The organism is Micromonospora sp. BL4 (assembly GCF_003667505.1).
Lineage (GTDB): Bacteria > Actinomycetota > Actinomycetes > Mycobacteriales > Micromonosporaceae > Micromonospora.
On record NZ_RCVJ01000075.1, the window covers coordinates 33586 to 51502 of the forward strand.

At 73.3% G+C, this 17917-nt stretch carries 17 protein-coding genes; 11 read left to right on the forward strand and 6 right to left on the reverse strand.

Annotated elements, in window-relative coordinates:
- Positions 1 to 71 precede the first annotated feature (71 nt).
- Positions 72 to 1424: a metallophosphoesterase gene (locus EAD89_RS05865; protein ID WP_158610715.1), complete on the reverse strand. Its 1353-nt coding sequence runs from the start codon at positions 1422 to 1424 to the stop codon at positions 72 to 74.
- A gap of 165 nt (positions 1425 to 1589) precedes the next feature.
- Between EAD89_RS05865 and EAD89_RS05870 the strand changes: the two genes are divergently transcribed.
- Genes EAD89_RS05870 through EAD89_RS05910 form a run of 9 tightly spaced genes read left to right on the forward strand, consistent with a single transcriptional unit; the run spans position 1590 to position 11964 of the window.
- On the forward strand, positions 1590 to 3242 hold the full coding sequence (locus EAD89_RS05870; RefSeq protein WP_121675000.1) for a carbamoyltransferase C-terminal domain-containing protein: 1653 nt from the start codon (positions 1590 to 1592) through the stop codon (positions 3240 to 3242).
- Positions 3239 to 4309: a glycosyltransferase family 2 protein gene (locus EAD89_RS05875; protein ID WP_121675001.1), complete on the forward strand. Its 1071-nt coding sequence runs from the start codon at positions 3239 to 3241 to the stop codon at positions 4307 to 4309. The genes EAD89_RS05870 and EAD89_RS05875 overlap by 4 nt, the downstream gene beginning before the upstream one ends.
- Positions 4306 to 5895 (forward strand): HAD-IIIA family hydrolase, encoded by a 1590-nt coding sequence (locus EAD89_RS05880; protein WP_121675034.1) that lies wholly within the window; start codon positions 4306 to 4308, stop codon positions 5893 to 5895. Before EAD89_RS05875 ends, EAD89_RS05880 begins: the two co-directional genes overlap by 4 nt.
- Positions 5896 to 5936: 41 nt before the next feature.
- A complete protein-coding gene (locus EAD89_RS05885) occupies positions 5937 to 6920 on the forward strand; it encodes a glycosyltransferase (protein ID WP_121675002.1) in 984 nt (327 codons plus the stop codon).
- Positions 6905 to 8122, forward strand: a complete 1218-nt coding sequence (locus tag EAD89_RS05890; RefSeq protein ID WP_121675003.1) for a glycosyltransferase — start codon at positions 6905 to 6907, stop codon at positions 8120 to 8122. The genes EAD89_RS05885 and EAD89_RS05890 overlap by 16 nt, the downstream gene beginning before the upstream one ends.
- Positions 8122 to 8880, forward strand: coding sequence for an SIS domain-containing protein (locus EAD89_RS05895; protein ID WP_121675004.1), 759 nt, complete (start codon positions 8122 to 8124; stop codon positions 8878 to 8880). Before EAD89_RS05890 ends, EAD89_RS05895 begins: the two co-directional genes overlap by 1 nt.
- Positions 8877 to 10289 carry a PfkB family carbohydrate kinase gene (locus EAD89_RS05900; protein WP_121675005.1) on the forward strand — a complete coding sequence of 471 codons (1413 nt, stop codon included), beginning with the start codon at positions 8877 to 8879 and terminating at the stop codon, positions 10287 to 10289. Before EAD89_RS05895 ends, EAD89_RS05900 begins: the two co-directional genes overlap by 4 nt.
- Before the next feature lie 8 nt (positions 10290 to 10297).
- Positions 10298 to 10981 (forward strand): SDR family oxidoreductase, encoded by a 684-nt coding sequence (locus EAD89_RS05905; RefSeq protein WP_121656077.1) that lies wholly within the window; start codon positions 10298 to 10300, stop codon positions 10979 to 10981.
- A complete protein-coding gene (locus tag EAD89_RS05910; RefSeq protein WP_121675006.1) occupies positions 10978 to 11964 on the forward strand; it encodes a glycosyltransferase family 9 protein in 987 nt (328 codons plus the stop codon). The genes EAD89_RS05905 and EAD89_RS05910 overlap by 4 nt, the downstream gene beginning before the upstream one ends.
- Positions 11965 to 11976: 12 nt before the next feature.
- On the opposite strand, the gene EAD89_RS05915 is transcribed toward EAD89_RS05910, so the two are convergent.
- The 5 genes from EAD89_RS05915 to EAD89_RS05935 form a co-directional block, all read right to left on the reverse strand.
- Positions 11977 to 12687, reverse strand: a complete 711-nt coding sequence (locus EAD89_RS05915; protein ID WP_121675007.1) for a GAF and ANTAR domain-containing protein — start codon at positions 12685 to 12687, stop codon at positions 11977 to 11979.
- A 275-nt stretch (positions 12688 to 12962) separates the two neighbouring features.
- Positions 12963 to 13472 carry an anti-sigma factor antagonist gene (locus tag EAD89_RS05920; RefSeq protein ID WP_121675008.1) on the reverse strand — a complete coding sequence of 170 codons (510 nt, stop codon included), beginning with the start codon at positions 13470 to 13472 and terminating at the stop codon, positions 12963 to 12965.
- Between the two features lie 152 nt (positions 13473 to 13624).
- Positions 13625 to 13924 (reverse strand): hypothetical protein, encoded by a 300-nt coding sequence (locus EAD89_RS05925; protein WP_121656081.1) that lies wholly within the window; start codon positions 13922 to 13924, stop codon positions 13625 to 13627.
- An 83-nt stretch (positions 13925 to 14007) separates the two neighbouring features.
- Complete coding sequence (locus EAD89_RS05930; RefSeq protein ID WP_121675009.1) at positions 14008 to 14877, reverse strand: manganese catalase family protein; 870 nt, start codon at positions 14875 to 14877, stop codon at positions 14008 to 14010.
- A gap of 331 nt (positions 14878 to 15208) precedes the next feature.
- Complete coding sequence (locus EAD89_RS05935) at positions 15209 to 15643, reverse strand: STAS domain-containing protein (RefSeq protein ID WP_121657046.1); 435 nt, start codon at positions 15641 to 15643, stop codon at positions 15209 to 15211.
- Positions 15644 to 16073: 430 nt separating this feature from the next.
- Between EAD89_RS05935 and EAD89_RS05940 the strand changes: the two genes are divergently transcribed.
- Together EAD89_RS05940 and EAD89_RS05945 are read left to right on the forward strand one after the other, a co-directional pair.
- A complete protein-coding gene (locus EAD89_RS05940) occupies positions 16074 to 16814 on the forward strand; it encodes a GAF and ANTAR domain-containing protein (RefSeq protein WP_121675010.1) in 741 nt (246 codons plus the stop codon).
- A 95-nt stretch (positions 16815 to 16909) separates the two neighbouring features.
- Entirely contained in the window at positions 16910 to 17866 is a 957-nt protein-coding gene (locus EAD89_RS05945) for a nucleoside hydrolase (protein WP_121675011.1), read from the forward strand.
- The last annotated feature ends 51 nt before the right edge of the window (positions 17867 to 17917 follow it).

Sequence of the window (17917 nt, forward strand, 5' to 3'; positions counted from 1 at the left end):
CGGCAGCGGTCACCTTCTGCCGTTACCCGATGATTGCCGGATAAACCTGTGCCGACCCGCTGGCTTCCGACTCACGGCAGGACGGCGAGCAGTGCCTGGCGAGCCCCGACGCTCGCCAACTCGCTGTCCAGGGGGCGGTCGAGCAGTTCGGCGAGACGAGGCACGAGAAACGGTGCCACCGCGACCGTGGTGGGCTCGGCGGCGCCGGTGCTGATGCCGGGCGGCATCCGGCCCCAGTTCCACCAGACATGATCGCCGGCGGAATTGGCCGGGTCGGCCACGGCGGTCACGGCTCGCAGGAGCGTGCGGTACTCGCCCGGCCGTAGGTGGATCACCGCTGGGCGGTCGTCCGCCTGCCCGAACAGGCGCATGAGGTCCAGTTCGGTGACCGGCCCGGCGGGCAGCGCGGCCACCGCGCCGTCCACCGCGCCCTGGTTGGTGTGCTCGCTGGCGAGGACCAGCCCGGCGTCCGCCCCGGTGCTCTCGTGCAGCGCGCGAGCGATGAGGCGGGGAAGGTAGTGCGTCGCGCCGGTACGGCCCAACCAGTCGTGTCGGCTCTGCCCGAGAACGTTCGCGGCCGCCGCATCGAGGGCGTCGACGGCCGGATCGCGTCGCGGCGGTCGTCGGCCGGGCACCGGGTGAACGCCACGGATCCGGGCGCGGCCGGCGCCGGACGGCAGGTCGGCCACGAGGACGGACGCCGCGAAGATGTGCGGATGCCCGAACGGGACACCACCGAGTGTGCCCACCCAGGAGCCGGGGGTGTGCCCGCCCAGGACGAGATCGACGCTGCTGATCCAGGGCCTGGTGAGCTCGGCCAGCCGGTCGCTCCGGGCGCCCGTGGCGGTGCTGCCCGGCTGCGGCCACCAGTCCACACCGTCGTGCAGCAGGACGACCACCCAGCGAGCGCCGTCGGCGCGCAGGTCGACGCATAGCTCGGCAACTCGTTGTGGCCAGCCGTCGAGCGGCGGCGGGGCGATGGCGAACCGGTGCGTGAACGGGTGGGTCACGCCGACCACACCGACGGGACCGCCGGAGGTGTCGATGATCGTGGACGCTGGTAGGCCGACGTCGACGTTCGCGCACAGCAGCGGATAGGGCAACAGCCCGGCAGCCACCCGCAGCGCCGGCACGCCCTCGTCGAATTCGTGGTTGCCCGCGGCGGCCGCGTCGACAGGCAACTGCGCCAGCTCCTGCCATGGCCGGCGCCCGAGCAGCGGTTGCACCGGCCCGACGGCAAGATCACCCGCGTCCAGCCACAAGGTCGGTTGCGACTCCCGCTCCCACTCCAGCAGCTCCGCCAGGCCAGCGCAGGTGCCCGCGGTGCCGTAGCTCGTCCGCAGTGGCACGAACGCCGCGCCCAGGTCGGTGGTGGCCAGGATCCGCACAGCGGTACCGGGCCGCGCCGTCGGCAAGGCATCCATCATGTCGAATGTAGGCGAGGTGGCGGGGCCACGCGAACTGTTCGCCCAGGTTTGAGCCGTGATCAGGGCGCCGTCGGGGGCCGCAATCTCCACACCGGACGCACCCCCGCGAAGAAGTCGATGATCTACAGGTTGGGGCGGATCCGAGGGGGTAGGGGTCTGCCCATGCGCGTTCTTGGCATCAATGCGATCTTCCACGATCCCGCAGCTGCCCTGGTGGTCGACGGTCGGGTGGTCGCCGCCGCCGAAGAGGAGCGGTTCAGCCGCCGCAAGCACGGCAAGCGACCCGTTCCCTTCTCCGCCTGGGAGCTGCCCGAGTTGTCCGCCGCCTGGTGTCTGGCCAGCACCGGGGTGGACGTCGACAGCCTCGACGCGGTCGCGTACTCCTTCGACCCCGGACTCTGCGGCGACATGGCCGAGCTGGGACTCAACGACCCGTGGGACTGGTTGCGCGTCGACTACGCGCGGCGGGCCCCGCAGTTCCTCGCCGCCGCACTGCCCGGGCTGGACCCGGGAAAGGTGCGGTTCGTGCCGCACCACGTGGCACACGCCGCGTCCGCCGGGTTGGCTGCCCCGACGGCCGGCGACGACACCGCAGTGCTGGTGCTTGACGGGCGCGGCGAGGTGGCCAGCCACCTGGCCGGCGTCTACCGCGACGGACGGTTGTCCTCGCTGTACTCACAGCAGCTCCCGCACTCGCTCGGCCTGCTCTACGAGGACCTGACCCGCCACCTCGGTTTCCTGCACTCCAGCGACGAGTACAAGGTGATGGCACTGGCGTCCTACGGCCGGCCACGGCACCTCGGCACACTCCGTGAGATGGTCCGGGTCACCGATGACGGCGGCTTCCGCATCGAGACGATCGACTGGGCCAGCCTCGCCAAGGCGCGGACCGTCGACGGGGAGATGGGCGACGACCACGCCGACCTGGCCGCCAGCGTGCAGGCCAGGCTGGAGGAGATCATCCTCGACCTGTCCCGCTGGCTGTACGAGGCCGCGGGCGGCCCCACCACCCTGGCGATGGCGGGCGGGGTGGCGCTGAACTGCGTGGCCAACGCGCGGATCGCCGCCGAGGGGCCGTACCGGGACGTCTGGGTCCAGCCGGCGGCCGGCGACGCGGGCACCGCGCTGGGCGCGGCCCTGCACGTGGCCGGCGAGCTGGGCGACCGGTCGACGCCCATGGCCGGGGTGGACCTCGGTCGGGGTTGGTCGGACGAGGAGTTGGAGGCCGAGCTGCGCCGGGCGGCGCTGCCGTACACCCGGCCGGATTCGATCGCCGCCGAGGCCGCCCGGGTGCTCGCCGACAACGGGATCGTCGCCTGGTATCAGGGACGCAGCGAGTACGGCCCTCGGGCACTGGGCCACCGGTCGTTGCTCGCTCACCCCGGTGACCCGGCGACCACCACCCGGATGAACGACGTCAAGGGCCGGGAGCAGTTCCGGCCGATCGCCCCGATGGTTCACGCGGACCGTTTCGCGGACATCTTCGAGGGGGCGTACCCCAGCCCCTACATGCTCTTCGTGCACCGGGTGAAGCCGGAGTGGCGCGATCGGATTCCGGCCGTCACCCACGTCGACGGCACGGCCCGGGTGCAGACCGTCCACCCCGAGACCGAGCCACTGGTGGCCGAGCTGCTGGCCGGGTTCGAGCGGCTCACCGGGCTGCCGGTGGTGGTGAACACCTCGCTGAACACCGCCGGCCGTCCCATGGTGGACACGCCCCGCGAGGCGATGGAGCTGTTCGGCTCCGCGCCGGTCGACCTGCTAGCCCTGGGACCGTTCGCGGTGCACCGGCGCGCGCTGGCTGGCAACCGATGATCAGCATCGTCGTGCCCACGCTCGGCCGGCCCAGCCTCGCCATCCTGCTGGACGCCCTCGCCGGCCAGCTCGCCGAGCTGCCGGAGGTCGAGCTGCTGCTGATCGACGACCGCCGCGACGACACCGGCGAGCTGGCGGTGCCGGGCGCCCCGGCGGCGTACACGAAGGTGCTGCACGGTCGCGGCGCCGGCCCGGCAGCGGCCCGCAACCTGGGCTGGTTGGAGTCCTGCGGCCGGTGGGTGGCCTTCCTCGACGACGACGTGGTGCCGGCCCCGGACTGGGCCCGGCGGCTGCGCGACGACCTCGCCGTGGCCGACCGGGTGGGGGGCGTGCAGGGCGTGGTGGTGGTGCCGCTGCCGGCGGGCCGCCGCCCGACCGACTGGGAACGCGGCACCGCCGGCCTCGCCGAGGGGCGGTGGATCACCGCCGACATGGCCTACCGGCGGGCGGCGCTGGCCGCCGTCGGGGGCTTCGACGAACGCTTCCCCCGCGCCTACCGCGAGGACGCCGAGCTGGCCCACCGGGTCCGGCTCGCCGGCTGGGACCTGGTCCGGGGCGAGCGCCGGGTGACCCATCCGGTACGCCCGGAGAGCCGCTGGGTCAGCCTGCGCACCCAGCGGGGGAACGCCGACGACGCGCTGCTGCGCCGGCTGTACGGCCGTACCTGGCGCAGGCAGCTCGACCTGCCCCCCGGCCGGCGGTTGCGGCACGTCGCAGTCACCGCGGCCGGCGCGGTCGCGCTGGTCGGCCTGATGCTGCACGCCCTGCGCCCTCCGCAGGGCCGGCGGCGCGCTGTCGGCGTGGTGGCCGGTGTGGCGGCGCTGGGCTGGGCGACCGGCACCGCCGAGTTCGCCCGGGTCCGCGTCGTGCCGGGCCCCCGAACCCGGGACGAGGTCCTCACCATGCTCGTGACCAGCGCGCTCATCCCGCCGCTCGCGGTGGCCCGTTGGGTGGGCGGATGGTGGCGGACGCGCGCCGTGCCCGCCGGGGCGGTGGTCGCGGCAGGCCGGCCGGTGACGACGGACGGGCCCGCACCGCGCCCGCACGATGCGACGGATGCGGCATGACGCCGCTCGGTCCCGCACTCTACGACGCGGTGCTGCTCGACCGGGACGGCACGCTCGTGGAGGACGTGCCCTACAACGGCGACCCGGAGAAGGTCCGGCCGGTGCCGGGCGCCCGACCGGCCCTCGACCGGCTGCGCGCCGCCGGGCTCCGCCTCGCCGTGGTCACCAACCAGTCCGGACTGGCCCGTGGCCTGTTCACCGAGCGGCAGATGCACGCGGTGCACGCGCGAATCGAGGAACTGCTCGGTCCCTTCGACGACTGGGCGATCTGCCCGCACGACGAGACCGACCGCTGCGCCTGCCGTAAGCCGGCCCCCGGCCTGGTGTACGCCGCCGCCCGGTCGCTCGGCACCACCGCGCGGCGCTGCGTCCTGGTCGGCGACATCGGCCGGGACATGTCCGCGGCGCTCGCCGCCGGGGCCACCGGCATCCTGGTGCCCACCCCGGTCACCCGCCCCGAGGAGATCGACGCGGCGCCCACGGTGGCCCCCGACCTCCCCGCAGCGGTGGACGAGATCCTGCGCCGGATGCGCGCCGTCCGTCCGTCCGGAGCCCGTACCGGGCGATCCGGCACCATCCTGGTGGTCCGCAGCGACTCCATCGGGGACCTGCTGGTCACCGGCCCGGGGATCCGGGCCGTCGCAGCCGGCGCGCAGCGGGTCGTGCTCCTCTGCGGGCCACGCGGCCGGGCCGCAGCCGAGCTGCTGCCCGGTGTCGACGAGCTGATCGAGTGGCCGCTGCCCTGGATCGACCGCTCACCCGGACCGGTCGACCCGGCGGACATCCGCGCGCTCACCGGCCGACTGGCCCAGGTCGGCGCCGGCGAGGCGGTCGTCTTCACCTCGTACCACCAGTCGCCGCTGCCCCTCGCGCTGCTGTTGCGGATGGCCGGCGTCCCCCGGATCAGCGCGATCAGCGACGACTACCCGGGCTCCCTGCTGGACGTCCGGCACCGGGTGCCCGTCGGTGTGCCCGAGCCGGAACGCGCGATCTCCCTCGCCGCCGCAGCCGGATTCGCGCTCGCACCGGGCGACGAGCCGGCACTGCGGCTGCGAGACGACCTCCCCGTGGCCCCGACGACGGTGCTGCCGACCGGCGACTACGTGGTGGTGCACCCCGGCTCGTCGGTGCCCGCCCGGGCCTGCCCGGCCCACCACTGCGCCGACATCGTCGCCGCCCTGGTCGCCGACGGCCACCGTGTCGTCGTCACCGGCGGAGCGGACGAGCGGGAAGTCACGGCCCGGGTCAGCGCGGCCGGCGGCACCGACCTCGGCGGGGCGGTCGACCTGGCCGGGCTCGCCCGGATCCTGGCCGGCGCCCGCTGCGTGGTGGTCGGCAACACCGGGCCGGCCCACCTCGCCGCCGCGGTCGGCGTACCGGTGGTCAGCCTGTTCGCCCCGACCGTCCCGTTCGGGCAGTGGGCGCCGTACCGGGTGCCGACCGTCCGCCTCGGCGACGCCGGGGCGGCCTGCCGCGACACCCGGGCGGCTGTCTGCCCGCTCGCCGGCCACCCCTGCCTGTCCAACGTCGACCCCGCCGAGGTGGTCGCGGCCGTACGGGTCCTCGCCCCTGGCCCGCCTTGCTGACCCGCCACGCTCCGCCCCGACAGCCGCCATCGAGGAGAGAGATGAACGTACTGCTGTGGCACGTGCACGGCTCCTGGACGACGTCGTTCGTGCACGGAAGACACCGGTACCTGGTCCCGGTCACCCCCGACCGTGGCCCGTACGGGCTGGGCCGGGCGCGGACGTACGTCTGGCCGGCGAACGCTCTCGAGGTGACCCCCGACGAGTTGGGGCGGACCGAGGTCGACCTGGTCGTGCTGCAACGGCCCGAGGAACTGGAGCTGGCCGAGCGGTGGCTCGGACGCCGACCCGGCCGCGACCTGCCGGCGGTCTACGTGGAGCACAACACCCCCAAGGGCGACGTGCCGAACACCCGGCACCCGATGGCCGACCGCGACGAACTCCTGCTGACCCACGTCACCCACTTCAACGAGCTGTTCTGGGACAACGGCGGCACCCGCACCGCCGTCATCGAGCACGGCATCGTGGCACCGAGCGTGGAGTGGACCGGCGACCTGGACCGGCTCGCGGTGGTGACCAACGAGCCGGTACGGCGCTGGCGGGTCACCGGCACCGACCTGATGCCGCGGTTCGCCGCGGTGGCTCCACTGGACGTCTACGGCATGGGCGTGGCGGGCCTGCCCGACGCGCTGGCCGCCGCCGGTGACCGGGGCGGCCCGGTGACCGGCCACGAGGACCTGCCGCAGGACCGCATGCATGCCGAGCTCGCCCGGCGACGGGCGTATCTGCACCTGTGCCGGTGGACGTCGCTCGGGCTGAGCCTGATCGAGGCGATGGCCATCGGGATGCCGGTGATCGCCCTCGCGACCACCGAGGCCGTCGACGCCGTCCCGCCGGACGCGGGGGTGCTGTCCACCAGGGTCGACACGCTGGTCGAGGCGGCCCGCTGGCTCGCCGGTGACCGCGACGCGGCACACCGGCTGGGAGCGCGGGCCCGCGAGATGACGAAGCAACGGTACGGGCTCGACCGGTTCCTCGCTGACTGGGACCGGCTGCTGGAGGAGGAGACATGCGGGTCGCGATGATTTCGGAACACGCCAGTCCACTGGCCGTCCTCGGGGAGGAGGACGCCGGCGGCCAGAACACCCACGTGGCGGAGTTGGCGGCTGCGCTGGTCGGTGAGGGCCACGAGGTGCGGGTCTACACCCGCCGCGACTCCGCCGCCCTGCCCGAGGCGGTGTCCACGCCCGACGGCTACCAGGTCTGGCACGTGCCGGCCGGCCCGCCGTCCCGGGTGCCCAAGGACGAGCTGCTGCCGTACCTGGGCGAGTTCGGCAGCTGGCTGGCGGACACCTGGCGGCGCGGCGACTGGACTCCGGAGGTCGCCCACGCGCACTTCTGGATGAGCGGGCTGGCCACCGTGCACGCCGGGCGCCGCATCGGGGTGCCGAGCGTGCTCACGTACCACGCGTTGGGCACGGTGAAACGGCGTCACCAGGGCAGCATGGACACCAGCCCGCCGGGGCGGATCGGCTACGAGCGTGCGCTCGGTCGGGCCGTCGACCAGGTCATCGTGCAGTGCGCGGACGAGGTCCGGGAGCTGGTGCGGATGGGAGTGCCGCGATCCCGGATGACGCTGGTCCCCTCCGGCGTCAACCAGCAGGTGTTCCGTCCGGACGGCCCGGTCGCGCCGCGTGGCCCGGCTGGCGCACGCATCCTCACCGTCGGCCGCATGGTGGAGCGCAAGGGCTTCCTGGAGGTGGTCCGCGCGCTGCGCACGGTGCCGAACGCCGAGTGCGTGGTGGTCGGCGGCCCGCCGGCCGATCTGCTCGCGGCCGACACCTTCGCCCGTCGGCTCTCCGCGCTGGCCGAGTCGTGCGGGGTCGCCGACCGGGTCAAGCTGGTCGGCGGCGTGCCCCGGGAGGAGATGGCCGCCTGGTACCGCTCGGCGGACGTGCTGGTCGCCGCCCCCTGGTACGAGCCGTTCGGGCTCACCCCCCTGGAGGGGATGGCGTGCGGGGTGCCGGTGATCGGCACGAACGTCGGCGGGATCGCCGACACCATCGTGGACGGGTTGACCGGTGACCTGGTGCCACCGCGCGATCCCCGCGCGCTGGGCGCCGCGATCCGGCGGCTTCTCGCCGACAACGTTCGCCGCTTCGCGTACGCCTCGGCGGCGCTGGACCGGATTCGTTGCCTGTACTCCTGGAAACGCTGCGCCGAGCAGCTCGGCGGCGTCTACGCGGCGGTGGCCACGCTCACCCGTCCCGCCGGGGCGGTGGCGTGATGACCCGCCACGACACCCTCGACGCGCACCTCGCCGGGCTCGCCGCAGCGCTGCTGCCCTATCGCAGGGAGGCCGAACGACTCGCGGTCTGGGGCGACGAGCTGGCCTGGACCCTCGCCCGGGGCGGGCGGATCCTGGTGGCCGGCAACGGTGGCAGCGCCGCCGAGGCCCAGCATCTCACCGCCGAACTGGTCGGAAAGCTCCGCGACGACCGGGAGCCGCTGTCCGCCATCGCCCTGCACGCGGAGACCTCCGCGTTGACCGCGATCGGGAACGACTACGGCTACGAGGAGGTCTTCGCCCGCCAGGTCCGCGCCCACGGCCGCCGCGACGACATCCTTCTGCTCATGTCCAGCAGCGGCAGCAGCAGGAACCTGCTCACGGCCGCCCGCGCCGGCCGCCAGACCGGCCTGCGCTGCTGGGCCTTCACCGGCCCGGCCCCGAATCCCCTCGCCGATCTGTGCGACGACGTGCTCGCCGTGCCGTCCCCGGACAGTCAGGTGGTGCAGGAGCTGCACCTGGTCTCGACGCACCTGCTCTGCGAGTTCGTCGACCAGGCGCTGCCGTTGGTCCGACAGCTGCGGACCGTCCCCGTGCCGCCGGTGCGGACCGATCCGGCCGCGCCGGTCCAGGTCGGGTCGCCGGCACCGGAGACGGTGGGCCACCGGACGAACGGACATCCGCACAACGGCAATCCGCACAACGGGCATCCGCACAACGGGCGGGGTTTCACCGGCACCGGCTGGGCGGCGTCGTGACCGGGCGGCTCGTCGTGGTCGGCGACACCCTGCTGGACCGGGACGTCACCGGGACGGTCAACCGGATCTGCCCGGACGCCCCCGCGCCGGTGCTCGACGAACGCTCGGCCGTGGACCGCCCCGGTGGCGCCGGCCTGGCCGCCCTGCTCGCGGCCGCGCACGGCACCGAGGTCGCGTTGGTCACCGGGCTGGCGGGGGACGCCGGTGGCGCCCGCCTGGCCGACCTGCTGAGCACCGCCGGGGTCGACGTCTATCCGCTGCGCCTGCCCGGCGCGACCGGCGAGAAGGTCCGGCTCATGGCCGGCGGACAGACCCTGCTCCGCCTGGACCGGGGCGGTGAGCCACAGCCGCCGGACGAACCGCCGGAGGCCGTGCTGGAGCTGCTGTCCCAGGCCCGAGCCATCCTGGTCAGCGACTACGGCCGGGGGCTGGTACGGCAACCCGTGCTGCGCGCGGCGCTCGCCGAAGCATCCGCGCCGATCGTGTGGGACCCGCACCCGCGTGGCCCGGCCGCCGTGCCGGGGGTCCGGCTGACCACGCCGAACCTGGCGGAGCTGCGGCACCTCACCGGCGACGCGGGCGGCGGTTCCGCGCTCTCCACCGCCACCCGGGCCGGGCAGGAGTTGCGGCGCCGCTGGCGGGTCGGAGCGGTCGCGGTGACGATGGGACCGGACGGCGCGGTGCTCTGCCACTCCGGCAGCACGCCACTGGTCGTCCCGCCACCAACCCCCCTCGACCGCGTCGAGGACACGTGCGGCGCCGGGGACCGGTTCGCCGCCTCCGCCGCCCTCGCGCTCGGCGACGGCGCGGCGATCTCCGAGGCGGTCGGCATGGCGGTCGCCGCCGCGTCGGAGTACGTGGCGACGGGCGGGGCCACGGGGTTGCACCGCGCGCCGGACCGCGACCCGAGGCCGGCCGCGGCGCGTACCGCCGAACAGGTGCTGGCGACGGTACGCGCCGACGGCGGGACCGTCGTCGCCACCGGCGGCTGCTTCGATGTCCTGCACGCCGGGCACGTCGCCACCCTCCAGGCGGCCCGCCGCCTCGGCGACTGCCTGGTGGTGTGCCTCAACTCCGACCGCGGTGTCCGGGGGCTCAAGGGACCGGATCGTCCGGTCAACCCGGAGGAGGACCGCGCCCGTCTCCTGGCCGCACTCGACTGCGTCGACGCGGTGGTGGTCTTCGACGAGCCGACCCCGCACCAGGTGCTGGCACGGCTGCGGCCGGACGTCTGGGTCAAGGGCGGCGACTACGCCGGGGACGGCAGCCCCGAGCTGCCCGAGGCGGAACTGATCCACCGCTGGGGCGGAAAGGTCGTCACCGTCCCGTACCTCGCCGGCCGGTCGACCACCGCCACCATCTCCGCCGCGCGTCAGCGCGGCCTTCACCTCGTCAGGGGAGCGGTATGAGCAGGGACATGAACGGCAGGACCATCCTGGTCACCGGCGGATCCAGCGGCCTCGGCGCGGCCGTGGTGACCGCGGTGGCCAAGGCCGGCGGACGGCCGTACGTGCTGGACCGCCGGCCTCCGGGCGTCGAGGTGCCCTGGGTCGAGTGCGACCTGGCCGACGCCCGGGCCGCCGAGGACGCCACCCGGCGCATCGCCGAGCAGGCCGGTGGCCTGGACGGCGTGGTGACCGCCGCCGGCATGGACGTGCCGGGCCGACTGACCGACGTGCCGGGCGAGACCTGGGACCGGATCGTCGCGATCAACCTGCTCGGCACGGCCGCGGTGGTCCGGGCGGCGGTGCCGCACCTGGAACGCTCGCACGGCACGGTGGTCACCGTGGCGTCCACACTGGGTGTCAAGGCGGTCAGCGACGCGACCGCGTACTGCGCCGCGAAGTTCGGCGTGGTCGGCTTCACCCGGGCTCTCGCGGCCGAGCTGGCCGGCGCGGTGGGCGTCACGCTGCTCATCCCCGGCGGCATGCGGACCGCGTTCTTCGACGACCGGGACGACAGGTACAAGCCCGGGCCGGACGCCGTGCTCAACGACCCGGCGGACACGGCCGAGGCGGTCCTGTTCGCGCTCGGGCAACCGCCCGGCTGTGCGGTACGCGAACTGGTGGTCTGCGCCGAGCAGGAGTCGTCGTACCCGTGATCCTGGTGCTGCGGGCGCTCGGCGTCGGCGATCTCGCCGCCGGGGTGCCGGCCCTCCGCGCGCTACGCGCCGCGTACCCCGACGAGGAGCTGGCGCTGGTCGCGCCCCGGTGGCTGAGCCCGCTGATCGACCTGGTGGGCGGCGTGGACCGGTTGGTCGAGGCGGACGGGCTGGGCCACCTGAGGTGGCCCGGCCCGCCGCCGGAGCTGGCGGTCAACCTGCACGGCCGAGGGCCGCAGTCGCACCGCATGCTCGCCGGGGTCGGGCCGCGCCGGCTGCTCGCCTTCGCCAACCACGAGGCCGGGCACGAGGACGGGCCACCGTGGCGCGCCGACGAGCACGAGGTGGACCGCTGGTGCCGGATGCTCGCCTGGTACGGCATTCCCGCCGACCGCGGTGATCTGGCGCTGGCCCGGCCCGTGGCCGGTGGACTGCCGGCCGGGGTCAGCGTCGTGCATCCCGGCGCCAAGGCGTCGCAGCGGCGCTGGCCACCGGAGCGCTTCGCGGCGGTCGCTCGGACGCTGGCCGGGCGGGGGCACCGGGTGGTGGTCACCGGCAACCCGGGGGAGCGAGGCATTGCTGAGGAGGTCGCGCGCCGGGCCGGGCTTCCCGACGACGCGGTGCTGGCGGGGCAGACCGGTCTCGGCGAGCTGGCCACCCTGGTCGCCCACGCTCGTCTGGTGCTCAGCGGTGACACCGGCATCGGCCACCTCGCCACCGCGTACGCCACCCCGTCGGTGCTGCTGTTCGGCCCGGTGTCACCCGCGCACTGGGGCCCACCGCCGGGCCGGCCCTGTCACGAGGCGCTCTGGGTCGGGCCGCGTCCGGCGGGCGACGGCACGGCGGTGCACACGGCGCTCGCCGAGCTGGACGTGCCGGCGGTGCTGGCCGCCATCGACCGCGTGACCCGGGCTTCCGCTCGTGCTGCCCCGCCGGCCCAGCCGGCACCCTCCGCCGTCCTGTGGGCGGAGGCTGCGCCCTAGCCGCCCGAGCGTTCAGGACCGCCGCCTGTGGGTGGCCTGCTCCACCAGTGTCTCGGCGACATCACGCAGCTTCTGGTTGGAGTCCTGGGAGATCTTGGCGAGCACCGCGAAGGCCTCATCGGCGCTGCACCGCCGGCGTTCCATGATGATGCCCTTGGCCTGCTCGATGACGGCACGGCTGCGCATCGCGTTGCGCATCTGCTCCGCCAGCGCGGCAGCGCTGTCATAGCGCTGTGCGTTGGCCACGGCGACCGCCGCGTGGCCGGCGAAGGTCTGGGCCAACTGGACGACCTCGGTGAAGGCCCGCGGCGCCCGGCCATAGATGTTCAGCGCGCCGACCACCGCCTCCTGGATGGGCAGAGCCACCGACAGAGAGCTCGCGGCCCCGGTGGCGCGTGCGCTCGCGGCCCAAGTCGGCCAACGGCGCTCCGTGGCCATGTCCTCGACCATGATGACGGTGCCGCTGCTGGCGGCATCCAGGCACGGGCCGCGGCCCTGCTCGTACTGCAACTCGTCGAGCCGCAACGCCAGGTCCCCGGTGTACGCCGCGGTGTACGACCTGGAGCCCTGAATCAGGGTCACCGACACGTCCTCGGACCCGGGCACCGTCTGTTTGGCGATCTCCGTGATCCTGACCAGGACGGCGTTGAGGCTCGCTTCGCCGTACCGGATCGTACCCAGCTCGATGAGGGCCTGGGTGAGATCGAGGGGTGTCTGTGGCATGCGTCTGGCGTCCTTGCGGAACGGGCGCGGTCGACCTCGAACGAAGCTGGACAGCGCGGGGCGGGCGGCCCGCGTGCAACGGACCGCTGTAGGACCCGACGTGGGGTCAGGACCAGCGCCGCTGCTTGACGCTCGTTCGCGACGTCTGTGCAGACGCGCTACCGAAGAGCATTTTACGATCCACACCGCACGGAGGGGCACTCGGGCAGCACGTGTGATCGGTTTGCCGGGACCTGCCCGACCGCGGGACCTCCGAGCCGTGACGCGAGCCGATCTCAGGCATGGCGGGCAAGGGGCGGCCCGTCACCGCTGCGGCCGGGGACCGGTCGGCATGGCGTCCTGGGGGCCGTGTCGTCGGCCGCCACCGGCGGGACGAGGCCCTCTCGTCGGATGGGTGGAGCCTGGATGCCGAGGAGGTCGCCGACGCCCGTCACGCCGAGGATGTACCGGACGGTCGGCGATACGGCGGGCAGCGTGAGGACGCCGCCGGCACACGTGACCAGGTGCCGAGCCCGGAGCAGGGCGCTGATTCCGTGCGCGCCGAAGAAGGTGACCTCGGACATGTCCAGCGCCACCTGCTGCGGAGCGGGGCGTGCCGCGACCAGCGCGACCATGTCGACGAGCAGGTGGGCGCTGCTCATATCGACCTCGCCGGACGCGCGGATCAATGTGATTGGTCCCGCACTCGTCGCGGCGACGCACAGAATGGGTTCGCCCGCTGGCACGAGCCGTCCGAATGGCAAGTTGTGGCCCTCAGGCCCAGAACGCTGCATTGTGTGCGACATGTTTTTCTCCGGGCAGGACTCGAATTTCTGTCGCCTTCGCCACGGCAGTTGCGGCGGGACGGCCGGTCGGGCACATGTCTTGACCCGTCGTCGACGGTACCTCTTTCCCGCCTCACACGCATCACGCGGCAACCGGCTGTGAACCTCCGTCACTAAAGATCGGCTTGAGACCCGCCAGACACCTGGCACCCTTCGGCCCGCGTTGTGGTGGGCGTCGTCGGTACGTGCCGTCCCGCTTCGGTGAGCCTCAAACGCAGCAGTTCGCGCACGAGAACTTGTCCTCCGGCGAGGGCTACGGCGACGGGGATCATCAGGCTGGTCAGTGCCAGGGCGGCGACAGTCCAGCCCGGCAGCCCGGCGGCGAGCGCGACGACGGTCAGCGCGGTGAAGACGGCCAGCTTGCGGCGGGTCCGCGACAGGGGGACGAGACGTGGCGTGGCGACGGAGGACATGGACTACTCCCTTGCCGAGAACTACAGGACGACAAGCTGCGTGCCGGGCCGCCCGGCGTACCGGGCGGCCCGGCGAGGTGGGATCAGGTGAGCTTGCTCTTGACCTTGTTGGCGACGCCCCGCGCCATGCCCGGGTTGGTGCCGTACAGGCGGGGGTCGCCGGGTGCGAGTACGGGTTCGGGGGCGTGGGCGCGGGGGCTGTGGTCGTAGGTGAATTCGCCCTTGCCGTCGGGGGTGGGGCCGGAGGCCCAGCGGCCTTCGGCGGCGTCCTGGCCGGGGGAGAAGTCGAGGTAGGTGTAGCTGAACTCCTTGGTGAACTCCTTGGAGTCGGTGAAGGCGTCGGGCACCGGCATGTCTTCCAGGCCGTCCTGTTTGAGTTGTTCGATGGCGGCGAGCCACATGTTCTGGTGCATGGTGTCGCGGGCCAGCAGGAAGCGCAGCATCTGTTTGACGCCGGGGTCGTCGGTCATGTTGAACAGTCGGGCGACCTGGAGGCGGCCTTGTGCTTCGGCGGTGGCGTTGAGGTGGAAGTCGGCCATGAGGTTGCCGCTGGCGGTGATGAACGCGGCGTTCCAGGGCACGCCGTTGCTGTCGGTGGGCAGGGCGCCGCCGCCGCCGTGGATGAAGTGCGCGGGGTTGGAGCCGCCGTAGACGGCGGCGACCATGGGGTTGTCGTCGGCGGCTTCCTGCAGGGACAGGGGGGCGTTCTCCAGCAGGCGGGTGATCATGGTGGCGATCATTTCGACGTGGCCCATCTCCTCGGTGCCGACGTCCAGGAGCAGGTCCTTGTACTTGCCGGGCAGTCGACAGTTCCAGCCCTGGTAGAGGTACTGGTTGGCGACGGTCATCTCGCCCCACTTGCCGCCCAGGATCTCCTGCAACCGGCGGGCGAACGCCGCGTCCGGGCCGTCCGGCTTCGCCTCGAACTGCAGGTCCTTGATGTGGCTGAACATGGGTCCTCCTCGGTGCCGTTGCTGTGGGCAGGGAGACTTCCCGCCGCGGTGGCCCGCCCAGGCCAATCGGCGGCCCCGGCGGGCCATCCGTGGGCATGGTGGGGGCAGCACCCCGATCGCGCCCCTGAGGTGGCGGCCGGCGTACGCAGAGACGTTCGCCGGCGGCGGCGAGCAGATGAGCGAGCGGTGGGCGGCACCGGTTGGTCATTGTCGGCCGCCGCAGGACCGTGGAGACGTCGCTGACGGGCTGCGGCGCGAACCCGGTCGGTCGCGGTGCACATCCCGGACGGCCGGGCCACGGCGAAGGGCGCCTCAGCCGGCGCCGTGTCCGTCAGACACTGGACAGCGCGGACACCCGGGGGGCCAGTTGGGCGACGGGCCGCGCTGTCTGCTCGCCATGGCGGTGGCCGCGGCCCGGACAGAGACTCGTCAGTGTGCCGGTCGCCGTCAGGATGGCGATGACGCAGGGGGCCGCATCGCGCAGGATCAGCTCAACCTGGGCGTGGGCCGCGGTGCTCTGTACGCGCAGCAGGGCGCTGATGCCATGGGCGCTGAAGAAGGTCACGCCGGACAAATCGAGCACGAGTCGCGCGGGCCGCCGACCGATCCCGTGTTCAGCCAGGTCGGTGATGAGGTGCGCGTTGCTCATGTCGATTTCACCGCTGACGGTGATCACTATCAGCGGTCCCTCGGTGTCCAGGGACAGCGTCATGATCGGCTCGGCGGGCCGGATCTGATGGCGGACGGGGTGCTTGAAGGTCGACAACGCGCCTCCCGATGGTGCATCGGTCAGTTGCGGTCAGCCCCGCGTTGGCGGCGGCGACCTTGGGCGCATGTCTTGACCCGTTGACCACCCTACCCGCAGTGCTGGTCGTCAGCACCTGGGCAGTGCGAGTGGGGGACTGCCTGCGACGCTGATCACGACCCGCACGCCCGGCTCACTCGCCACGCCGCTCCGGACGGCGGCGGGATGTCACGCCCATCGCGCAGAGGCGTTCAACAGCCGGGAAGAGTAGATTGGTAGTCCTGTAGCCCGCATCCCCCAAATTGGTGCGGCGAGCCGGCGTCGAAGAAGCGGCGTGGGTCCCGGTTCCGCCCTCGCGGCTCCGTGCAGCGGCCCGCCACCGTGGGCTGCCATCCGCGCGTTCACCCGGCTTCGGCCCGCGGCCGCGCGCCGCTCGTGAGGATGTGGCGCCATGGCCCGACCCTCCATCGACCCCGCAGACGCCTTCGCCGAACTCGGCCGCATCAAACTCCAGGACAACAGTCTCGACGGCGTCCTTCAGCGCGTCGCCAATCTCGCCAGACGAGCCCTGCCCATCCCGGTGGAGGTGTCGGTCACGCTGGTGCGCGGCGAGACCGCGCACACCGCCGCCTATACCGATGACCTGGCCCGAGACCTCGACGAGCGGCAGTACGCGCAGGGTCGTGGCCCCTGCCTGGAGGCCTCGCTCAGCGGCACCGTCGTCACGGTGCCGGACCTCGCCGCCGAGGACCGCTGGCCGGACTGGGCCGACCGCGGCCGCAAGGCCGGAGTGGGAAGTTCCGTGTCGATCGGCCTGCCGATCCAGGAGGCGGTCGTCGGAGCGCTGAACGTCTATGCGCGTACGCCGCACGCCTTCGACGACGAGTCGGTCTCGATCCTCAACACGTTCGGCGCCTACGCCGCTGTGGCCCTGGCCAACGCGCAGCTCTACGACAGCACCACCACCCTCGCCCGGCAGATGCAGGAGGCGATGGCGAGCCGAGCGGTCATCGAGCAGGCCAAGGGCATCATCATGGCCGAGCGCCGCTGCACTCCCGAGCAGGCGTTCGCAATCCTGTCGAAGGTGTCGCAGGACTCCAACCGCAAGGTCCGCGAGGTGGCCCAGGCCATGGTCGAGCGGGCCGCCCGGCCTTCCGGGGTCGAGCGAGCCGCCCGGCCTTCCGGGGTCTGAGCGCGCCGAGGCCCCGGAGCTCCCGGGTGGCCGCAGCCGGCCGGGAGACGATGTCCTCTGGCGTTCGGCGTGCCTGCTTGGATAATGGGTTCCCCATGGATAATCGCCATCTCGTCCTGCTGGACACCGACATCGGCAACGACATCGACGACGCGGTGTGCCTCGCCTATCTGCTGGCGCAGCCCCACTGTGATCTGCTCGGCATCACGACGGTCACCGCCGAGCCGGAACAGCGGGCCGCCCTCGCCAGCGTGCTCTGCCAGACGGCGGGCCGCCGCGTGCCGATCTTTCCGGGGGCGCCGGCGCCATTGGCCAGCCCACCGGTCCAGGGTCCACCCCCGCAGGCCGCCGCGCTCGCACGATGGGCTCACAAGGATTCCTTCCCCGCCGGCGAGGCGGTGGAGTTCCTGCGGCGGACGATCCGCGCGCACCCCGGTCAGGTGACGCTGCTGGCGATCGGCCCGCTGACGAACGTCGCGCTGCTGTTCGCCGTCGACCCGCAGATTCCGTCGTTGTTACGGTCGCTGGTCATGATGGGCGGGTCGTTCGCCGAAGGCTCCGGCCCGGAATGGAACATCCACTGTGATCCGTACGCGGCGGCCCGCGTCTATGCCGCGGCGGTACCGGTCCACCGCTCGATCGGCCTCGACGTCACGACCCGGGTCCAGATGAAGGCCGACGAGTTTCTCCGGCGGTGCGGTGACATCCCGCTGCTGCGCCCGGTCGCCGACATGGCCGCGTCCTGGTTCGCTGATCGCCCAGAGGTCACGTTCCACGACCCGCTGGCGGCGGCGACGCTCTTCGACCCCGCGCTCTGCTCCTTCGCCGCCGGCGAGGTGGCCGTCAGGTGCGAGGGCGGGCCGGCGGCGGGCATCACGACCTGGCGGCCCGCCGACGACGTCGAGCCCGGCCCGGAGGCCGGCTCCGGCGCCCGGACGGAAGGCCGGGTGCCGGCGCCGCACGAGGTCGCACTCGACGTGCGAGAGCAGGCGTTCCTCGATCACTACTTCGCGGTCGTGGAGGCGTTCTCGTCCACCGGTGCACAGGACTGACCCGACCACGCCGGGCGCCGATCCTGGCGTCAGTGCCCGTGACTCCCGGCG

Coding starts and splice junctions, on each gene's coding strand:
- EAD89_RS05895 (WP_121675004.1), top strand. CDS start 8,122: ATGACCCGCCACGACACCCTCGACGCGCACCTCGCCGGGCTCGCCGCA.
- EAD89_RS05925 (WP_121656081.1), bottom strand. CDS start 13,924: ATGTCCTCCGTCGCCACGCCACGTCTCGTCCCCCTGTCGCGGACCCGC.
- EAD89_RS05865 (WP_158610715.1), bottom strand. CDS start 1,424: ATGGATGCCTTGCCGACGGCGCGGCCCGGTACCGCTGTGCGGATCCTG.
- EAD89_RS05945 (WP_121675011.1), top strand. CDS start 16,910: ATGGATAATCGCCATCTCGTCCTGCTGGACACCGACATCGGCAACGAC.
- EAD89_RS05920 (WP_121675008.1), bottom strand. CDS start 13,472: ATGTCGCACACAATGCAGCGTTCTGGGCCTGAGGGCCACAACTTGCCA.
- EAD89_RS05890 (WP_121675003.1), top strand. CDS start 6,905: ATGCGGGTCGCGATGATTTCGGAACACGCCAGTCCACTGGCCGTCCTC.
- EAD89_RS05930 (WP_121675009.1), bottom strand. CDS start 14,877: ATGTTCAGCCACATCAAGGACCTGCAGTTCGAGGCGAAGCCGGACGGC.
- EAD89_RS05870 (WP_121675000.1), top strand. CDS start 1,590: ATGCGCGTTCTTGGCATCAATGCGATCTTCCACGATCCCGCAGCTGCC.
- EAD89_RS05880 (WP_121675034.1), top strand. CDS start 4,306: ATGACGCCGCTCGGTCCCGCACTCTACGACGCGGTGCTGCTCGACCGG.
- EAD89_RS05885 (WP_121675002.1), top strand. CDS start 5,937: ATGAACGTACTGCTGTGGCACGTGCACGGCTCCTGGACGACGTCGTTC.
- EAD89_RS05915 (WP_121675007.1), bottom strand. CDS start 12,687: ATGCCACAGACACCCCTCGATCTCACCCAGGCCCTCATCGAGCTGGGT.
- EAD89_RS05940 (WP_121675010.1), top strand. CDS start 16,074: ATGGCCCGACCCTCCATCGACCCCGCAGACGCCTTCGCCGAACTCGGC.
- EAD89_RS05875 (WP_121675001.1), top strand. CDS start 3,239: ATGATCAGCATCGTCGTGCCCACGCTCGGCCGGCCCAGCCTCGCCATC.
- EAD89_RS05905 (WP_121656077.1), top strand. CDS start 10,298: ATGAACGGCAGGACCATCCTGGTCACCGGCGGATCCAGCGGCCTCGGC.